The following is a 16,109-nucleotide window of genomic DNA, read 5'->3' as shown; positions in this document are numbered from 1 at the left end:
CCTGCCCGGCCCTTCACTGTTGTCGTCGGCTACCAGCTAGCCTCGTGTTCCGCTGTTGCCAGTCGTTCCAGCGGGACGTTGAGAGGTGTCGTGCACATCGTAATCATGGGGTGCGGACGGGTAGGGGCCGCGCTGTCGCTGCAGCTCGCGCCGCTCGACCACACGCTGGCCGTCATCGACCAGGACCCGCTCGCCTTCCGGCGGCTCGGCGAGAACTTCCCCGGCCGCATGGTCCGCGGGGTCGGCTTCGACCGGGAGACCCTGGTCGAGGCGGGGATCGAGGAGGCCGGCGCGTTCGCCGCGGTGAGCAGCGGCGACAACTCCAACATCATCGCCGCCCGCGTCGCCCGCGAGACCTTCGGCGTCACCCGCGTCGTGGCGCGGATCTACGACCCCCGGCGGGCCGAGGTGTACGAGCGGCTCGGCATCCCGACCGTCGCCACGGTGCCGTGGACCTCGACGCGGTTGATGAAGGCCGTGCTCGGCGAGACCTCCGCCGAGGCGTGGCGCGACCCGTCCGGTCACGTCGCGATCGTGGCCGTGGCGCCGCACGAGGGGTGGGTCGGCCGACCGGTCACGGACTTCGAGGTCGCCACCGGCGCGCGGGCCGCGCTGTACAACCGTTTCGGCAGCGGCGCGCTGCCCGTCCCGTCCACGCTCATCCAGTCCGGCGACAAGCTCTACATGGCCGTCGCCGACGAGCACGCCGCCACCCTGCGCGAGATCGCCGGCCGCGCGCCGGAAGGGAACGAGTGATGAGGGTCGCCATCGCCGGCGCGGGCGCGGTCGGGCGTTCGATCGCCCGGGAGCTGATCTCGAAGCGGCACCAGGTGCTGCTCATCGACAAGGACGTCCGCAAGATCGACCCGGAGCGGGTGGTCGGGGCGGACTGGCTGCACGGCGACGCCTGCGAGGTCGACAACCTCGAGGAGGCGCGGCTCGAGGACTGCGACGTCGTCGTCGGCGCCACCGGTGACGACAAGGCCAATCTCGTCGTGTCGCTGCTGGCCAAGACCGAGTTCGCCGTGCGACGGGTCGTCGCCCGCATCAACCACCCCGCGAACGAGTGGCTGTTCACCGAGGCGTGGGGCGTCGACGTCGCGGTGTCGACGCCGCGGGTGCTCGCGTCGCTGGTCGAGGAGGCCGTCGAGGTCGGCGACGTCGTGCGGCTGTTCGGGCTGCGCGAGGGCCAGGCCAACCTGGTCGAGCTCACGCTGCCCGAGGACGCGCCGGTGTCCGGGCAGCCGGTGCGCGATCTCGCCCTCCCGCCGGACGTGACCCTCGTCGGCATCGTGCGCGGCCCGCGCGTCATCGCGCCGAACCCCGACGAGCCGCTCGAACCCGGCGACGAGCTGCTCTTCGTCGCCTCGCCCGGTGCCGAGCCCGCCCTGCGCGGCGCCGTCCTGCCGACCTGAGTCCGGGCGCCCGTGCCGTCGGCCGGACGCTGCCGTCAGGCGGCGGCCAGCCGCCGGCGGGCGCGGGTGACGACGAGGAAGCTGAAGCCGGCGGCGAGGATGAACAGCGGGTAGCCCATGGCGATCCGCGCGAAGGCGAGCCACCCGGTCGCGTTGTCGCCGTAGAGGTGCCACTGCACGAGGCCGCGGGCGAGGAACACCAGCGTCGCCGCCGCCGTCGCCCAGGTGTAGGCCACGAGCAGCGGCCGGTGCCGGTGCCACGGCGCGTCCGACGCGGTCGGGGTGGGATCCAGGAACTCCCACGCCAGCCCGATCAGCGGCCGCCGCACCACCAGCGAGATCGCGAAGGGCACGGCGTAGGCGAAGCTGGTCCAGATGCCGAGCAGGAAGAAGCCGCGCGCCTCGCCGGTGCGCGCGGCGATGAGCGCGGCGACGACCACGCCGAAGAGCCCGGACAGCGCCTGCTGCGTCGGCTGCTTGCGCACGAGGCGGTAGGCGGTCAGCACCAGCGCCGTCGCCACCGCCGCGACGACGGCCGGGCGCAGCGTCGTGACCACATTGACGATCACGAAGACCGTGGTCGGGATCGCCGTGATCAGCGCGCCCTGCCAGCCGCCGATGCTGGCGAGCATCTGCGTGCGGTACGTCTCGCGCAGGTCGCGTCGAGCCGTCGCGCCGGACGGGGACGGCTCCACGCCGTCCCCCGGGCCGTCCGCGACGCCGTCCCCGGGACGGTCGGTCATGCCTGCTCGCCCGCCGGCGAACCGGCGGGCAGCAGCTCGTACCAGGGGTTGTAGATGGCGTGGCGGCCGTTGTGGATGCCGACGCGCCCGCGCGCCATCACCCGCCGGCCCGGCTCGACCCCGGCGATGCGCCGCCGCCCGAGCCACACGAGATCGAGGGAGGCCGACCCGTCGAAGAGCTCGGCCTCGAGGGTCGGGACGGTCTCACTCGGCGTGTAGACCACGGACTTCAGGCGTCCGACGACGCGCACGGACCCGCCGCGACGCAGGTCGCACACCGAGGTGCACGAACGCTCCTCGACCGCTTCCTGCAGGTCGACGGCGTCCAACGACTCCGCGCTCGCGGTGAGGCGGCGCAGCAACGAGTTTCGGCGTCCCACGCCGCCCAGCGTAAACCGCCGCCCCGGCCGGCGCTCCCCGCCGCTGGCCTAACCCTGCTCGGGCAGCTCGACGCCCTCGGGCAGCTGCAGCGGGACCGGCTCGCGCACCGGCAACGGCTCGCTGCCGCGGACCACGACGACGTCGCGCAGCGCCTGCTCGAAGCGCTGCGCCGACGCCGCGTCCTGCGCGACGGGCCCGGCCAGCATCGCGCGGAGGAACCAGCGCGGGCCGTCCACGCCGACGAAGCGCACCGGCACCGTCCCGCGGCCCGACTCGTCGGGCACCGTGCCGTGCAGCTCGGTGCCGAACGGGCCGTCCTGCTCGGTGGCCGAGCCCTTGCGCTGCGCGTTCAGCGATGCCGCGATCTCGGTGCGCACGTCGTCCCAGATGCCCTCGTTGCGCGGGGCGGCGAACACGCCGAGCTGCATCGTCCCGTCGGGGCCGGCGAGCGTCGCCGAGACGACCTGCCGCGTCTCGTCGAGGTCGACGCGGATGTCGAAGCCTTCGCCGACCGGGATGCGCAGCGCCCCGAGGTCGACGCGCGCGACCTCGTCCTCGGGGGCGTCCCGCTCGTCGAACGGACCCGTGGTCGCGGCCGCGTCCTCGCGGATGCGCTGCTCCCACGGCGGCGTGGCGTCGAGCTTGGACGCCTCGGTCCGTTTCTGCCTGCGTCGTCCTGGCACTACTGGTTTCCTTCCTGGGACTGCGACGGGCCCGGTCCGCCGGCCGCGGTCGGGGACAGGGCGGCCGCGCCGCCGGTGGAGCCGTGACCACCCGCGCCGCGCTCGGACTCGGGCAGCTCGGGGACCTCGACGAAGCGGGCCCGTTCGACGCGCTGGATCACGAGCTGCGCGATGCGCTCGCCACGGTTCAGCCGCAACGGTGTCGCGGTGTCATGGTTGATGACGATGACCTTGACCTCGCCGCGGTAGCCCGCGTCGATGGTGCCGGGGGCGTTGACCAGACCGAGGCCGGCCCGCGCCGCCAGGCCGGAACGGGGGTGCACGAAGGCGGCGTACCCGGTCGGCACCGCCAGCGCGAGCCCGGTGGGCAGCACGGCGCGCTCACCGGGGGCGAGGACGACGTCCCGGGCCGCCACGATGTCGGCCCCGGCGTCACCGGGCAGCGCGTAGAGCGGCAACGGGACCCCGTCGTCCAGCTTGCGCACGAGCACCCGCGGGCCGTCGGCAGTCACAGCGCGTGAGGCTACCCTCGACCACGTGAGCGCCGGCAGCGACAGTCCCGCCGACCGCGCCCCCGCCGCGGCCCGGGCCGAGGAGTACCGCGAGGTGCTGCGCACCCCGTGGTGGTGGTACCTCGTGGCGGTCGGTGTGGCCGCCCTGCTCGCGGCCGAGTTCCGGGTCGCGGGGCTGCACCTCACGGTCTGGCTGCCGTTCGGGATCATGCTGCCGCTCGCCGCCGGCGTCGTCTGGTGGATCGGCCGCAGCCGGGTGGAGGTCGTGGCCGGCGAGCTGCGGGTCCGCGGCGCCCACCTTCCGCTGACCTACGTCACGGGCGCCGTCGCCCTGGACGCGCGCACGCTGCGCCTGGTGGTCGGTCGCGAGGGCGACCCGGCGGCGTACGTGTCGATCCGGCCCTGGATCGGTCCCGGCGTGCAGGTGTGGCTCGACGACGAGGACGACCCCACGCCGTACTGGGTGGTGAGCACCCGCCACCCCGAGCGGTTGGTGTCGGTGCTGCGCGCCCGCGCCTGATCGCGCGTCCCAGCGGCCCGGCTAGGGTCCGCATCATGACAACCGTGGACACCGCCGCCGGACCGCTCACGCTCGGACGCCGCTACGAGGGGCGGGTCGCCCTCGTCACCGGCGCCAGCCGCGGCATCGGCCTCGCCGTCGCGCAGCGCATCGTGGCCGAGGGCGGCCGGGTCGTCGTCACCGCCCGCAAGCCCGAGGGGCTCACCGCGGCATTGGAGCTGCTCGGCTCCGAACACGCCCGCACCGTCGCCGGTCGCGCCGACGACGAGGAGCATTGCGCCGAGGCCGTCGACACGGCCCTGCGCGAGTTCGGCCGGCTCGACGTCCTCGTCAACAACACCGGCATCAACCCCGCCTACGGGACGCTGCTCGACATCGAGGCCTCCGCAGCGCGCAAGATCATGGACGTCAACGTGCTCGCTGCCCTGGCCTGGACCCGCCGCGCGGTCGGCGCCGGGCTCGGGGCCGACGGCACGGGGGCCATCGTCAACATGGCGTCGGTGGCGGGCATCACCCCCGCGCCGGGCATCGCCTACTACGGGGTGAGCAAGTCGGCGTTGATCGGGCTGACCGTGCAGCTGGCCGCCGAGCTCGCCCCGCGCATCCGCGTCAACGCCATCGCCCCCGCGGTCGTGAAGACCAGGTTCGCCGAGGCGCTGTACGGGCAGGACGAGGCCGGCGCCGCCGCCGGGTACCCGCTGCAGCGCCTCGGCGTTCCCGAGGACATCGCGGCCGCCGCCTGCTTCCTCGGCAGCGCCGACGCGGGGTGGATCACCGGCCAGACCCTCGTCGTCGACGGCGGGGCCGGGCTGAGCCCCTCCATCTGAGCCCGCGATCTTCCTGCACCACACGACGCCGGACGCCGACACCGCAGGAAGATCCCGCGGTTAAACGGCGGAGCCGCCGGTGGTTCCCGGCGGCTCGTCGTTCGTTCGGGGGTAGTCGCTGCGTTCTCGAGCGGTGGAGCGGTCGGCCGCACCGACCGCGACGGCGCGTCAGGCGCAGTCGCGGCAGATGAGCTGGCCCTTGCGCTCCCGGGCGAGCCGGCTGCGGTGGTGGACCAGGAAGCAGGACGAGCAGGTGAACTCGTCGTTCTGCTTCGGCAGCACGCGGACGGTGAGCTCCTCACCGGACATGCTGGACAGGTCGGCACCGGGCAGCTCGAGCGACTCGGCCAGCTCGGTCTCGTCCACGTCGATCGAACCCGACTGGGCCTCGGCGCGACGCGCCTTCAGCTCCTCGATCGAGTCCTCGTTCAGTTCGTCGACATCTCCCCGACGCGGCGCGTCGTAGTCGGTCGCCATACGTCAACTCCTCAGTGGGGTCACCACGATCGTGCGAGCGGAGCCCTCGGTCTGGAGCTCACACCTCAGCTGTGTGTAAACGGTTCCGGTCCGTCTCGCGCTGGAACGTCCGGGAACCAGATTTTGTGCCCGCTCCCCGCAACGGATCACACCGCCGAGCAACGGGGCTGGCCGCGGAACGGTACCGCGTCAGCGTCCTCGCCAAACGCACGGCCCGCCGAACGCATTCCCGGCGTCCACGCCGTTACGATTTGCCCCTCGCGCGACCCACGCCGCCACCCCCGCGACGCCCGGTCCCGCCGCAGACTCGAGGAGGACATCGCCGATGGCGAGCAGGTCGAGCGACGAGCCGACGACGCGGGCCGCCGCTTCGGGCGCACGCGGCGGTGCCGGCGGGAACGGCGGCGGCGTCGTCCGGCGGCCGTTGCCGGCCCTCGTCGCGCTCGCCGCGCTGCTGCTGCTGACCGGCATCGTCTGGTGGCGGGTCGTGAACCGCGACGACTCCGCGGGGGCCGACGCGTCCTCGTGCCCGTCGCCGACGGCCACGGCGTCGGCGTCCTCGTCGGGCCGGGTCACGCTGCCCGCGCCGGACACGATCACGCTGCAGGTCCTCAACTCGACGACGCGCTCCGGGCTGGCGGCCAAGGTGCGCCGCACGCTCCAGGGCGTCGGGTTCCAGGTTCCCGACAAGGCCGGCAACGACCGCAACGGCACGAAGAACAAGGCCACGGCACAGATCCGGTTCGGTCCGAGCGGCAAGCGCGCGGCGACGCTCGTGCGCTACTACTTCCCCGGCGCCACGCTGGTCGGCACCAGCAGCAAGTCCGCGACGGTGGTCGTGGCGGTGGGACCGAAGTACCGCAAGGTGGCGAGCAGCAGGGCGGTGGCCGCCGCCCTGCGCAGCGACGACGTCGCCGTGGCCCCCCGCTCGACGCCGCCGGCCACCACGTCGCCGTCGGCGACGAGTTCCTCGGTCAGCTGCTGAGCTCGATGACGCGGTCGGCACCGGCCGCCGCGACGGCCGCGCGCAGCGCCCCGGCCAGCTCCGGGCCTGCCGCGACCACCAGTTCCGGTGACGGCGCGCCACCGTCTCGCCCCGTCACCTCGCAGCCCGCCTCGCGTGCGACGAGCGCGCCGGCGGCATGGTCCCAGGCGTTGAGACCGGCCTCGAAGTAGCCGTCGAGGCGCCCGGCGGCGAGGAAGCACAGGTCCAGCGCCGCCGAGCCGAGCCGACGGATGTTGCCGATGCGCGGCAGCAGCGTGCCGAGCGCGGCCGCCTGCCGACTGCGCAGGTGCGCGTCGTAGCCGAAGCCGGTGCCCACGACCGCCTGGGCGAGCGGGACGGCTCGCGGGCCGCGCAGGCGCTCGGCGCCACGCCCGGTGACGAGGAAGGCGCCCGCCCCGCGCTGGGCGCGGAAGGTCTCGCCGTTCTCGGGGTTGCAGACGGCGCCTGCGACCACCTCGCCGGCGAGCTCGGCGGCGACGGAGACGGCGTAGTGCGGGATGCCGAGCACGAAGTTCACCGTGCCGTCGATCGGGTCGAGCACCCAGCGGACGCCGGACGTCCCTTCGCGACCGCCGCCCTCCTCACCGAGCACGCCGTCGCCGGGGCGCGCCGCCGCGATGCGCTCGACCAGCCACTGCTCGACGCGCCGGTCGACCTCGGTGACGAGGTCGGTCGCCGTGGTCTTCGCGTCGACGGCGAAGCTCCCGGCCCGACCGGCGCGCGCGATGGCGGCCGCGCCCTCGGCCAGCTCGACGGCGAGGGCCGCCAGTGCCGCCGTCTCCTCGCTCATGCCCCCATCGCACCACGTCGCACCACCGGTGTCGCCGCCGGTTTCGCCTCCCGGTGTCGCCCCCGGTGTCCCTGCGCGGCAGGTCCGATCACGACCGGTACTAATGCCTGCAGCCATGACCGTAGCCGGAGCCGCCTCAGGTGCGACGTCAGGTGAAGCCTTCGGCGTCGACATCGGCGGCACCGGCATCAAGGGTGCCGTCGTCGACACCGCCGCCGGGACGCTCGTCACCGAGCGCAAGCGCATCCCGACACCGCAGCCGGCGACCCCCGACGCCGTGGCCGACGTCGTCGCCCAGCTCGTCTCCGACGCGGGGTGGACCGGCCCGGTCGGCGCGACGTTCCCCGCGGTCATCAAGCACGGCGTCGCCCGCTCGGCCGCCAACGTCGACCCGACCTGGATCGGGACCGACGCGGACAAGGTGTTCACCGAGGCCATCGACCGGCTGACGAGCGCCGGCCCGGGCGCCGCCCGCCGTAGCGACGTCACCGTGCTCAACGACGCCGACGCGGCGGGGATCGCCGAGGACCGCTTCGGCGCGGCGAAGGGTGTCTCGGGCGTCGTGCTCATGCTGACGTTCGGCACGGGCATCGGCAGCGCGCTACTCATCGACGGCGTGCTCGTTCCCAACACCGAGCTCGGCCACCTCGAGCTCAACGGGTACGACGCAGAGACCCGCGCCGCGGCGTCGGTGCGCGACGAGCACGGCATGTCCTACCGGCACTGGGCCAAGCGCGTGAACGCCTACATGCAGCACGTGGAGCGGTTGTTCACGCCCGATCTGTTCGTGGTCGGCGGCGGGGTCAGCAAGAAGGCGGAGAAGTGGGTGCCGCTGCTCGAGCTGAACACGCCCGTCGAGCCGGCGCAGCTGCTCAACGACGCCGGCATCGTCGGCGCGGCGATCGCCGCGGTGGAGTGGCTCGGCGAGTGATCTCGCGGTCGGGCATCGTGACGACGAGTGACGGTCCGGCCCGTTGTCGTCGCGCTGTGTGACCGACGGCGGCGTGCGGGCCGCGCACGACGCCGTGGCGCGCTCGCATCGCCCGGCGCCGTCAGTACAATGAATGTCCAGGGAACTGCGCACGTACTGGACTCGATCTCTGAGCCGACCAACAGACGGCCTGCGACCCCGACACGTTCACCCGCGTCCTGCGGCTCCATCCCGCGCACGGACCACTGGTTCGATGCGTGCCCCGTGGTGAAAGGTCATCAGTGGCATCCAGCAAGCGGCCGTCGGCCGACGAAGACACCGTCAGCACCAGCACCGCACGTGGCACGGTGGCCGCGGCGAGCACCACCAAGCGCACCGCGACGGCCACCGTCGAGGCGCCGGCCAAGAAGGTGACGAAGGCGGCGGCCAGGCCGGCTGCCAAGGCACCGGCGAAGAAGGCGACGAAGCAGGCCGGCGCCGACGGCACGGCTGCCGAGGGCGCCGACGCCGCTGCCCCCGCCGAGGGTGCCGAGGGCGCCGAGGGCGCCGCCGCGGAGGGCGGCGACTTCAGCTGGGACGAGGAGGCCGAGGAGGAGTCCGAGGCGCTGCGCCAGGCGCGCAAGGACGCCGAGATGACGGCGTCGGCGGACTCGGTCCGCGCCTACCTCAAGCAGATCGGCAAGGTGGCGCTGCTCAACGCCGAGGAGGAGGTCGACCTCGCGAAGCGCATCGAGGCCGGGCTCTACGCGGCGGAGCGCGTCCGGCAGGCCGAGGAGGCCAACGAGAAGCTCGCCACCCAGATGCGGCGCGACCTGCGCTGGATCGTGCGCGACGGCGAGCGGGCCAAGAACCACCTGCTCGAGGCCAACCTGCGCCTCGTGGTGTCGCTGGCCAAGCGCTACACGGGACGCGGCATGGCGTTCCTGGACCTCATCCAGGAGGGCAACCTGGGCCTGATCCGTGCGGTCGAGAAGTTCGACTACACCAAGGGCTACAAGTTCTCGACGTACGCGACGTGGTGGATCCGGCAGGCGATCACCCGCGCGATGGCCGACCAGGCCCGCACCATCCGCATCCCGGTGCACATGGTCGAGGTCATCAACAAGCTCGGCCGCATCCAACGCGAGCTGCTGCAGGACCTCGGCCGCGAGCCCACTCCGGAGGAGCTCGCCAAGGAGATGGACATCACGCCGGACAAGGTGCTGGAGATCCAGCAGTACGCGCGTGAGCCCATCAGCCTCGACCAGACCATCGGCGACGAGGGCGACAGCCAGCTCGGCGACTTCATCGAGGACTCCGAGGCGGTCGTCGCGGTCGACGCGGTGTCCTTCACGCTGCTGCAGGACCAGCTGCAGTCGGTGCTGCAGACGCTGTCCGAGCGCGAGGCCGGCGTGGTGAAGCTGCGCTTCGGCCTCACCGACGGTCAGCCGCGCACGCTGGACGAGATCGGCCAGGTCTACGGCGTCACGCGCGAGCGGATCCGTCAGATCGAGTCCAAGACGATGTCCAAGCTGCGTCACCCCTCCCGCTCGCAGGTCCTGCGCGACTATCTCGACTAGAAGCGAGCGAAGACCGAGCTTGCTCGAGTCTTCCGAGCGACGACGTCGAGATCGCAGGGGCGAAGCCCCGAACATCTCGACTAGGAGCGAGCGAGGACCGAGCTTGCTCGAGTCTTCCGAGCGACGAGAACGGCCCCGTCCCTGATGGGACGGGGCCGTGGTCGTACTGCGGGGTATTACCGCTCGTCGGCCGCCGCGGTGGTGGGGACCTCGACGAGACGCTCGGTCTCGTCGTGGATCGCCACCGCGATCTCGCGGAGCCGGTCCTCGTTCTCGTGGAAGTGGTGCGCGCACATGAGGAGGTCGAAGCCGGACTCCATGGTGGCGCGGACGTAGGCCTGGGCCCCGCACCGGTCACACCGGTCCTGTGCGGACAGCGGGCTGGCTGTGATCGTCGTCGTCACGGGGACACCTCGTTTCTGCTGGTGGATCGCCGCACTGACGATCCATCGTCACCTTCTCGCGTCCAGGTAACCATCGTTGTGCCGACCTCGACGGCGACACCCTGGAAGCGAAACCTGCTCGCAACAACCATCGGCCGCGTTCGCAGGAACTTTCGTTGTTCGACACTGCTCCAACGACTGATACCCCGGTCCGGATTCCCGAAACCCGCCGAGCGTGCGGTGCCGGTGATTTCTCCCACCGCGAACACGGGACGATGCGGACATCGTCTTCGCGCGACGGTGCGGACGCCGTTCATCCGCGGCCGCCGAGCAGGGCCATGAGGTGGTCGCGGCGGCGTTCGAGGACGTCGGCGCTGGCGGCCGCCGAGGCGGGCCCGGGCACCGCGCGGCGCACCTCGGCGTGCACCTGGCGGTGCGGCGTGCCGGTGCGGGCGGAGTACACGGCCACGAGCCGGTTGACCTCGCGCCGCAGCTCGGCGCCCGCGCGCCACGCCGTGGCCTCGGCGGACGGTTCGGGGGCCGTCGTCCCGGCCGCCCGCTGCCGGGCGTGCGAGTCGCGGCGCATGAGCAGCTCGGCGGTCTGTTCCGGCGTGAGGATGCCGGGCAGGCCGAGGAAATCCTCGTCGTCGTCGGTCAACGGCGCAGCGACGACCGCGCGCCCGCCGTGCAGGACGTGGGCGAACGACGCGTCGACGTCGACGAGCTCGGTCCGCTCGCGCTCCCCCGGCTCGGGTTCGACCCGTTCGACGTCGAGGATCGTCTCGTCCTGCTGGGCCGGCGGCGGGATCACGTGGTTGCGGTCCTGCTCGAGCTCGGCGGCGAGCGTCAGCAGCGGCCGGACGGCGGGCAGGAAGACCGTCGCCGTCTCGCCCGGGGCCCGGGCACGGACGACGCGTCCGACGCCCTGCGCGAAGAACAGCGGCGTCCGGTAGGAGGTCATCCACGCCAGGCAGGCCGCCCGCGGGACGTCCACCCCCTCGGACACCATGCGGACGCACACCGCGATGCGCTGGGTGCCGTGGGTGAAGGCGGTGATCTTGTCGCTGGCCTTCGGGTCGTCGGACAGGATCACCACCGGGGCCTCGCCGGTGACCTGCTCGACGATGCCGGCGTAGGCGCGGGCGTCGTCCTGGTCACTGGCCAGCACCAGGCCCGCGGCGTCGGGAACGCCGGTGGCCCGCAGATGGGTGATCCGCTCGTCCATCGCGGCGATGACGTGGGGCACCCATTTGCCCCGAGGGTCGAGCGCGGTCTTCCACGCCGTCGCCTCGACGCTGCGGGTGTTGGGTTGGGACAGCGATGCCGCGACGACCTCGCCGGCGCTGTTGCGCCACCGCGACGTACCGGTGTACGCGGCGAACACGACGGGTCGGACGACCCCGTCGGCGAGCGCCTCGCGGTAGCCGTAGGTGTAGTCGGCGCTGCTGCGCCAGCCACCGTCGACGTCCTCGTCGTAGCGCACGAACGGGATCCGCTCGTCGGGACGGGTGCGAAACGGCGTGCCGGTGAGGCAGACCCGCCGCGCCGCGAGCTCGAACGCGGTGGCGACCGCGTCGCCCCACGACAGCCCGTCACCGGCGTGGTGGACCTCGTCCAGCACGACGAGCGTGCGCTTGGCGCCCGTACGCGCGGCGTGCAGGGCGGGCTTCGCGGCGACCTGGGCGTAGGTGGTGACGTAGCCGCGCAGGTCCGGGCGGACCGGGCCGACGGCGTTGCTCAGCGTGGGGTCCAGCGGGAGGCCGAGCCGGTCGGCCGCCTCGGCCCACTGGGTGCGCAGGTGGTCGGTCGGGCAGACCACCACGACGCGGTCGATCACGCGCTCGTCGACCAGTCCGCGGGCCAGGGCCAGGGCGAAGGTCGTCTTGCCGGCCCCCGGGGTGGCGGTGACCAGGAAGTCGCGACGACGCGGCACCTCGCGGTAGGCGGCGAGGGCCGTCCGCTGCCAGGCGCGCAGCCGAGGGCCGACGGTGCGCCCCGCGTCGTGCGGGGGGTTCTGGTGCGGCGCTGCCACCCGGTCCGGTCCTCCTGCTTCCCGTCGTGCTGCTTTTCGTCGTGGGCCCGACGGGCACGACGGGCCCACGGCCGTCGTGACGGCCCGGGCGCGACGCGCTGCGTGGGACGTGCCCGGCCCGTGCGTGCGCACGTCGGGCGTTGCTCCAACTCGGCCTCCCAACCTAACGGGCGCCGTCGCCGGCGTCGGGCCCGGCACGCCGAACGGGGATCGACGGGGACGGTCCCGCGTGCCGCGGCGTCACCGGCGGCGGCGATGGACGACACTGGTATCTCGTGAGGTCGCTCCGCCGCGCACTGCGCGCCGCACGCGTGACCCCGGTGCTGCTCAAGCGCGCCGTGGTCAAGGCGTGGCAGGACCGCGTGCTCGGCCTGTCGGCGGAGGCGGCGTTCTGGCAGATGCTCAGCCTGCCGTCGCTGTTCCTGGCGCTGGTCGCCTCGCTGGGCTACGTGTCGGGGTGGTTCGGCGACGGCACCGTCGACCGCACCGAGCTGCAGATCGAGAACACGCTCTCGCGCGCCTTCAGCCCGGAGGTCGTGGACAAGGTCATCGCGCCGATCCTGCGCGAGGTGCTGCGCGGCGACCGGGTCGACATCATCAGCATCGGTTTCGCGCTCGCGTTGTGGGCCGGTTCGTCGGCGACGGCGACGTTCGTCAACACCATCACGATCGCCTACGACATGCGCGACCTGCGCGGACCGGTGCGCAGCCGGTTGCTCGCGCTCTGGCTGTTCCTGGGCACGGTCCTGCTGGGCGTGTTCCTGCTGCCGATGCTGGTGCTCGGCCCGGAGCTGCTGCGCCGTCCCTTCCCCGAAAGCAGCCGGCAGACGGTGAGCCGGGTCATCGACGTCGGGTACTACCCGGTCCTGGTCCTGGTGCTGATGCTCGGCCTGACCACCTTCTACAAGCTGGCGCCCCCGCGGCGGCTGCCCTGGCACCGGGGGCTGCCCGGCGCCACCCTGGCGCTGCTGGTCTTCCTCGCGGGGTCGGCCGGGCTGCGGGCCTACATCTCGTTCATCCTCGATCAGAACCATGCCTACGGCACGCTGGCCGCCCCGATCGCGGCCCTGCTCTTCTTCTTCATCCTGGCCCTCGGGGTGCTGCTCGGGGCGGAGTTCAACGCCGCCGTGGAGCAGCAGAAGCCGTCACGCGCGCGCCAGCATCGGGTGCTGGACCCCCGTAACTGGCAGGTGTTCTCCGGCCCCACCCCGGTGGTGGACCCCGACGGGGGGCGGCCGGCGGGTGAGACCACCGGCGGCGACCGGGGCGCGAACGAGGGCGGCGAGCCGCCGACGTCCGCGGCCCGGTCGTGGCGGGCGCCGGCACCGCCCTCGTGGCGTCGGCGCAGCGCCGGTGCCGGCAGCGACCGTCAGGCCCGCAGGCTCTCGTAGATCTCCTTGCACGCGGGGCACACCGGCGAGCCGGGCTTGGGGCTCTTGGTGACGGGGAAGACCTCGCCGCACAGCGCCTCGACCATCGTGCCCATGACCGCGCTCTCGGCGATCTTGTTCTTGCGCACGTAATGGAACATGTCCGGGCCGGTGTCGGTGTCGGACGTGGTCGGCGACTCCAGTACCTGCGTGTCGGTCATGCCGACCAGTGTGCCGCAGCAGCCCGCGCGAGGGGACGGTCGCAGCGACCGGCTCGAGACGGTGCGCCACGCACCGCGGGGCGCACCGGCCTAACCGTCGATGGTGCGGCCGTCGTCGCCGGCGGTCAGCGCCCGTTCCGACCCGTAGGCCGGACGCATCCCGGGCGCCGGCGACCGCTTCTTCGCCGGGCGGTCGTTGGCGATGAGGACCGCGCACCACGGCAGCACCATGCCGCCGACGACGAAGACCAGCGCCAGCAGGACCGACAGCCGGTAGGTGACGGCGGCGAGGATCACGCACGCCCCGCGGATCGACATCATGATCGCGTACTTCTTGCGCCGCCGGTCGTACTCGTCGTCGCTGCTCTCGGGGGCGGAGGTGATGAGCTGCGGGCCGTCCGCGTGGCTGCGACGCATTCGTCCATGGTTGCACCGCGGCACGGGAAATGCTCGCGCCGAATGCGGTCGCCGGATCAGCCGGCACGCGATGGTCACCGGCACGGCCGGCCGCCGTCGCCGCCCGTCGCCGCCCGTCGCCGCCCGTCGCCGCCGGCGATGACACGATGGCCACGTGGACCGTCGCGCCGAGCCGTCGCACCGCGCCCGCCCCCCGGCCCCGCTGCTCGCACCCGCGGACCTCGACCGCCTGCGCACGGCGCTCGCGGGCTACACCGTGGAGACGGTGCCGGAACTGCTCGGCCCGATCGGCCGCGGCGCGCACTCGCGCGGCGACCTGGCCGGGGTGGCCCGAGCCGTGACCGCGGTCGCGGCCGACGAGCCGCGGCTCGCCACCCTCGTCCGGCTCTTCCTGCTCGGGCTGCCCGTCCCGTCGGCGCAGGCGCGCGCCGCGCTCGCACCGCTGCCCGTCGAGCTCGCCGAGGTCGCCGGACTCGTGACCACGAGCGGCGGCGAGACACGCGCCCTGCTCGACGTGCGCCCCTACGCCGAGAGCGAGGGCGGTGGGGCGGCGTGGTGGGTGGTCTCGGACCTCGGCTCGGACGTGCGACCGGGGCCGCTCCCGGGTGACCACGTCCTGGGCGTCGGCAACGCCGCGGTGACCCTCGCGCAGGCGACACCCCGGGCACCGGTCGGCACCGCCCTCGACATCGGCACCGGCTGCGGCGTCCAGGCCCTGCACCTGGGCCGGCACGCCGGCACGGTGACCGCCACCGACATCAGCGCCCGCGCGCTGCGCTTCGCCGCCACCACCGCCGCCCTGAGCGGGCAGCGGTGGCGCCTGGAACAGGGCTCGTTGCTGGAACCGGTCGCCGGGGCCCGCTACGACCTCGTCGTCGCGAACCCCCCGTTCGTCGTCTCCCCCGGCGCGACGGAGCACGAGTACCGCGACAGCGGGCTCGCCGGCGACGCCGTGTGCCGCACCCTGGTCCGCGGCATTCCCGCGGTGCTCGCTCCCGCGGGCACCGCCCAGCTGCTGGCCAACTGGATCGTGCCGCGTGACGGCTCGTGGCAGGACCGACTCGCCGGCTGGTTCGACGGGACCGGCTGCGACGCCTGGGTCTGGCGGCGGGAGACGGCCGATCCCGGCGAGTACGTCGCCCTCTGGCTGCGCGACGCCGGCCACCGACCCGGAGCTCCCGAGTGGGCGGCGCGCTATGACGCGTGGCTGGACTGGTTCGCCGCGCACGACGTCGCCGCCGTCGGCATGGGTCTGGTGACGATGCGGGCTCGCGCGGCCGACCAGCGCTCCGATGCGACGGACGTCGTGATCGAGGACGTGCCACAGGCGGTCGACCAGCCCGTGGCCGCGGAGATCGAGGCGTGGTTCGCCCGCCGCCGGGTCCTCGCCGACTGCCCCGACGCCGACCTGCTCGCCCGGCAGTGGCGAGCCGCGCCGGACCTGGTGCGCACCCGCGACGACCTGCTGGCACCGGACGGCGGCTGGGCGACCCGCCGGGCCGTGCTGCGCCAGCCGACGGGCATGCGGTGGGAGGTCGAGGTCGACGACGCGGTGGCACGTATCGTCGCGGCGTGCGACGCCGGCGCCACCCCGGCCGTCGCCCTCGACCTGCTCGCCGCCGGGACCGCCGGGACCGCCGGGCCCGCCGACGACCCGGCCGCATGGGCAGCCGCCTTCGCGCCGGTGCTGCGTGACCTCGTCACGCGCGGTTTCCTCCTCCCGACCACGCCGGCGGAGCCGCCGCGCACCCGCCCCGCCCCACGGGCCGCCGTGCCACCCCGGCCTGCGCCGCCGGTCGGCCCACCACCCACCGACGGGGACGACCCCGCATGAGGGGGCGG

19 protein-coding genes are annotated in these 16,109 nt (G+C 73.7%); 9 read left to right on the top strand and 10 right to left on the bottom strand.

The window, feature by feature from the left end; translation table 11 throughout:
* The first annotated feature begins 90 nt into the window (after window positions 1-90).
* A complete protein-coding gene (locus BUE29_RS13125; protein ID WP_073390762.1) occupies window positions 91-756 on the top strand; it encodes a potassium channel family protein in 666 nt (221 codons plus the stop codon).
* Window positions 756-1,415 carry a potassium channel family protein gene (locus tag BUE29_RS13120; protein ID WP_073390761.1) on the top strand — a complete coding sequence of 220 codons (660 nt, stop codon included), beginning with the start codon at window positions 756-758 and terminating at the stop codon, window positions 1,413-1,415. The genes BUE29_RS13125 and BUE29_RS13120 overlap by 1 nt, the downstream gene beginning before the upstream one ends.
* Window positions 1,416-1,450: 35 nt before the next feature.
* Here BUE29_RS13120 and BUE29_RS13115 read toward each other — a convergent pair whose 3' ends face one another.
* Genes BUE29_RS13115 through dut form a run of 4 tightly spaced genes read right to left on the bottom strand, consistent with a single transcriptional unit; the run spans window position 1,451 to window position 3,734 of the window.
* Window positions 1,451-2,158, bottom strand: coding sequence for a DUF3159 domain-containing protein (locus tag BUE29_RS13115; protein ID WP_073390760.1), 708 nt, complete (start codon window positions 2,156-2,158; stop codon window positions 1,451-1,453).
* A complete protein-coding gene (locus BUE29_RS13110; RefSeq protein WP_200800170.1) occupies window positions 2,155-2,538 on the bottom strand; it encodes an OB-fold nucleic acid binding domain-containing protein in 384 nt (127 codons plus the stop codon). The genes BUE29_RS13115 and BUE29_RS13110 overlap by 4 nt, the downstream gene beginning before the upstream one ends.
* A gap of 48 nt (window positions 2,539-2,586) precedes the next feature.
* On the bottom strand, window positions 2,587-3,222 hold the full coding sequence (locus BUE29_RS13105; protein ID WP_073390758.1) for a DUF3710 domain-containing protein: 636 nt from the start codon (window positions 3,220-3,222) through the stop codon (window positions 2,587-2,589).
* The gene (gene dut, locus BUE29_RS13100) at window positions 3,222-3,734 is read right to left on the bottom strand and encodes a dUTP diphosphatase (protein ID WP_073390757.1); all 513 of its coding nucleotides are present in this window, start codon (window positions 3,732-3,734) and stop codon (window positions 3,222-3,224) included. The genes BUE29_RS13105 and dut overlap by 1 nt, the downstream gene beginning before the upstream one ends.
* Window positions 3,735-3,759: 25 nt before the next feature.
* Between dut and BUE29_RS13095 the strand changes: the two genes are divergently transcribed.
* Both BUE29_RS13095 and BUE29_RS13090 read left to right on the top strand, forming a co-directional pair.
* A complete protein-coding gene (locus tag BUE29_RS13095; RefSeq protein WP_073390756.1) occupies window positions 3,760-4,254 on the top strand; it encodes a DUF3093 domain-containing protein in 495 nt (164 codons plus the stop codon).
* 35 nt (window positions 4,255-4,289) lie between these two features.
* Complete coding sequence (locus tag BUE29_RS13090; protein WP_073390755.1) at window positions 4,290-5,081, top strand: SDR family oxidoreductase; 792 nt, start codon at window positions 4,290-4,292, stop codon at window positions 5,079-5,081.
* Between the two features lie 168 nt (window positions 5,082-5,249).
* On the opposite strand, the gene BUE29_RS13085 is transcribed toward BUE29_RS13090, so the two are convergent.
* Window positions 5,250-5,558: a DUF4193 domain-containing protein gene (locus BUE29_RS13085; RefSeq protein ID WP_073390754.1), complete on the bottom strand. Its 309-nt coding sequence runs from the start codon at window positions 5,556-5,558 to the stop codon at window positions 5,250-5,252.
* Window positions 5,559-5,883: 325 nt separating this feature from the next.
* Here BUE29_RS13085 and BUE29_RS13080 point away from each other — a divergent pair, with 325 nt between their 5' ends.
* Window positions 5,884-6,543 (top strand): LytR C-terminal domain-containing protein, encoded by a 660-nt coding sequence (locus BUE29_RS13080; RefSeq protein ID WP_073390753.1) that lies wholly within the window; start codon window positions 5,884-5,886, stop codon window positions 6,541-6,543.
* Here the strand turns inward: BUE29_RS13080 and BUE29_RS13075 are convergent.
* A complete protein-coding gene (locus BUE29_RS13075) occupies window positions 6,533-7,354 on the bottom strand; it encodes an inositol monophosphatase family protein (protein ID WP_073390752.1) in 822 nt (273 codons plus the stop codon). The genes BUE29_RS13080 and BUE29_RS13075 overlap by 11 nt on opposite strands.
* A gap of 115 nt (window positions 7,355-7,469) precedes the next feature.
* Here BUE29_RS13075 and ppgK point away from each other — a divergent pair, with 115 nt between their 5' ends.
* Both ppgK and BUE29_RS13065 read left to right on the top strand, forming a co-directional pair.
* Window positions 7,470-8,285 (top strand): polyphosphate--glucose phosphotransferase, encoded by an 816-nt coding sequence (gene ppgK, locus BUE29_RS13070; protein WP_073390751.1) that lies wholly within the window; start codon window positions 7,470-7,472, stop codon window positions 8,283-8,285.
* Window positions 8,286-8,566: 281 nt separating this feature from the next.
* Entirely contained in the window at window positions 8,567-9,844 is a 1,278-nt protein-coding gene (locus tag BUE29_RS13065; protein WP_073390750.1) for an RNA polymerase sigma factor, read from the top strand.
* 176 nt (window positions 9,845-10,020) lie between these two features.
* Here the strand turns inward: BUE29_RS13065 and BUE29_RS13060 are convergent, their stop codons facing one another.
* Window positions 10,021-10,248, bottom strand: a complete 228-nt coding sequence (locus BUE29_RS13060) for a DUF7455 domain-containing protein (RefSeq protein WP_073390749.1) — start codon at window positions 10,246-10,248, stop codon at window positions 10,021-10,023.
* A gap of 292 nt (window positions 10,249-10,540) precedes the next feature.
* Complete coding sequence (locus tag BUE29_RS13055) at window positions 10,541-12,259, bottom strand: DEAD/DEAH box helicase (protein WP_073390748.1); 1,719 nt, start codon at window positions 12,257-12,259, stop codon at window positions 10,541-10,543.
* Between the two features lie 275 nt (window positions 12,260-12,534).
* Between BUE29_RS13055 and BUE29_RS13050 the strand changes: the two genes are divergently transcribed.
* Window positions 12,535-13,650: a YihY/virulence factor BrkB family protein gene (locus tag BUE29_RS13050; RefSeq protein ID WP_073390747.1), complete on the top strand. Its 1,116-nt coding sequence runs from the start codon at window positions 12,535-12,537 to the stop codon at window positions 13,648-13,650.
* On the opposite strand, the gene BUE29_RS13045 is transcribed toward BUE29_RS13050, so the two are convergent.
* Window positions 13,629-13,850 (bottom strand): DUF3039 domain-containing protein, encoded by a 222-nt coding sequence (locus BUE29_RS13045; RefSeq protein WP_073390746.1) that lies wholly within the window; start codon window positions 13,848-13,850, stop codon window positions 13,629-13,631. The genes BUE29_RS13050 and BUE29_RS13045 overlap by 22 nt on opposite strands.
* 90 nt (window positions 13,851-13,940) lie before the next feature.
* Window positions 13,941-14,267, bottom strand: coding sequence for a DUF3099 domain-containing protein (locus BUE29_RS13040; protein WP_073390745.1), 327 nt, complete (start codon window positions 14,265-14,267; stop codon window positions 13,941-13,943).
* Window positions 14,268-14,421: 154 nt separating this feature from the next.
* On the opposite strand from BUE29_RS13040, the gene BUE29_RS13035 reads away from it, so the two are divergent.
* On the top strand, window positions 14,422-16,101 hold the full coding sequence (locus BUE29_RS13035; protein ID WP_073390744.1) for a N5-glutamine methyltransferase family protein: 1,680 nt from the start codon (window positions 14,422-14,424) through the stop codon (window positions 16,099-16,101).
* The last annotated feature ends 8 nt before the right edge of the window (window positions 16,102-16,109 follow it).

This window comes from Jatrophihabitans endophyticus, assembly GCF_900129455.1.
Classification (GTDB): Bacteria; Actinomycetota; Actinomycetes; order Mycobacteriales; family Jatrophihabitantaceae; genus Jatrophihabitans; species Jatrophihabitans endophyticus.
This window is presented reverse-complemented; position numbering and strand designations above follow the sequence as displayed.

Bases quoted from the DNA above. Each gene is read 5' to 3' on its own strand.
- BUE29_RS13120 (WP_073390761.1), top strand. From the start codon at position 756: ATGAGGGTCGCCATCGCCGGCGCGGGCGCGGTCGGGCGTTCGATCGCC.
- BUE29_RS13115 (WP_073390760.1), bottom strand. From the start codon at position 2,158: ATGACCGACCGTCCCGGGGACGGCGTCGCGGACGGCCCGGGGGACGGC.
- BUE29_RS13090 (WP_073390755.1), top strand. From the start codon at position 4,290: ATGACAACCGTGGACACCGCCGCCGGACCGCTCACGCTCGGACGCCGC.
- BUE29_RS13085 (WP_073390754.1), bottom strand. From the start codon at position 5,558: ATGGCGACCGACTACGACGCGCCGCGTCGGGGAGATGTCGACGAACTG.
- BUE29_RS13080 (WP_073390753.1), top strand. From the start codon at position 5,884: ATGGCGAGCAGGTCGAGCGACGAGCCGACGACGCGGGCCGCCGCTTCG.
- BUE29_RS13075 (WP_073390752.1), bottom strand. From the start codon at position 7,354: ATGAGCGAGGAGACGGCGGCACTGGCGGCCCTCGCCGTCGAGCTGGCC.
- ppgK (WP_073390751.1), top strand. From the start codon at position 7,470: ATGACCGTAGCCGGAGCCGCCTCAGGTGCGACGTCAGGTGAAGCCTTC.
- BUE29_RS13045 (WP_073390746.1), bottom strand. From the start codon at position 13,850: ATGACCGACACGCAGGTACTGGAGTCGCCGACCACGTCCGACACCGAC.
- BUE29_RS13040 (WP_073390745.1), bottom strand. From the start codon at position 14,267: ATGCGTCGCAGCCACGCGGACGGCCCGCAGCTCATCACCTCCGCCCCC.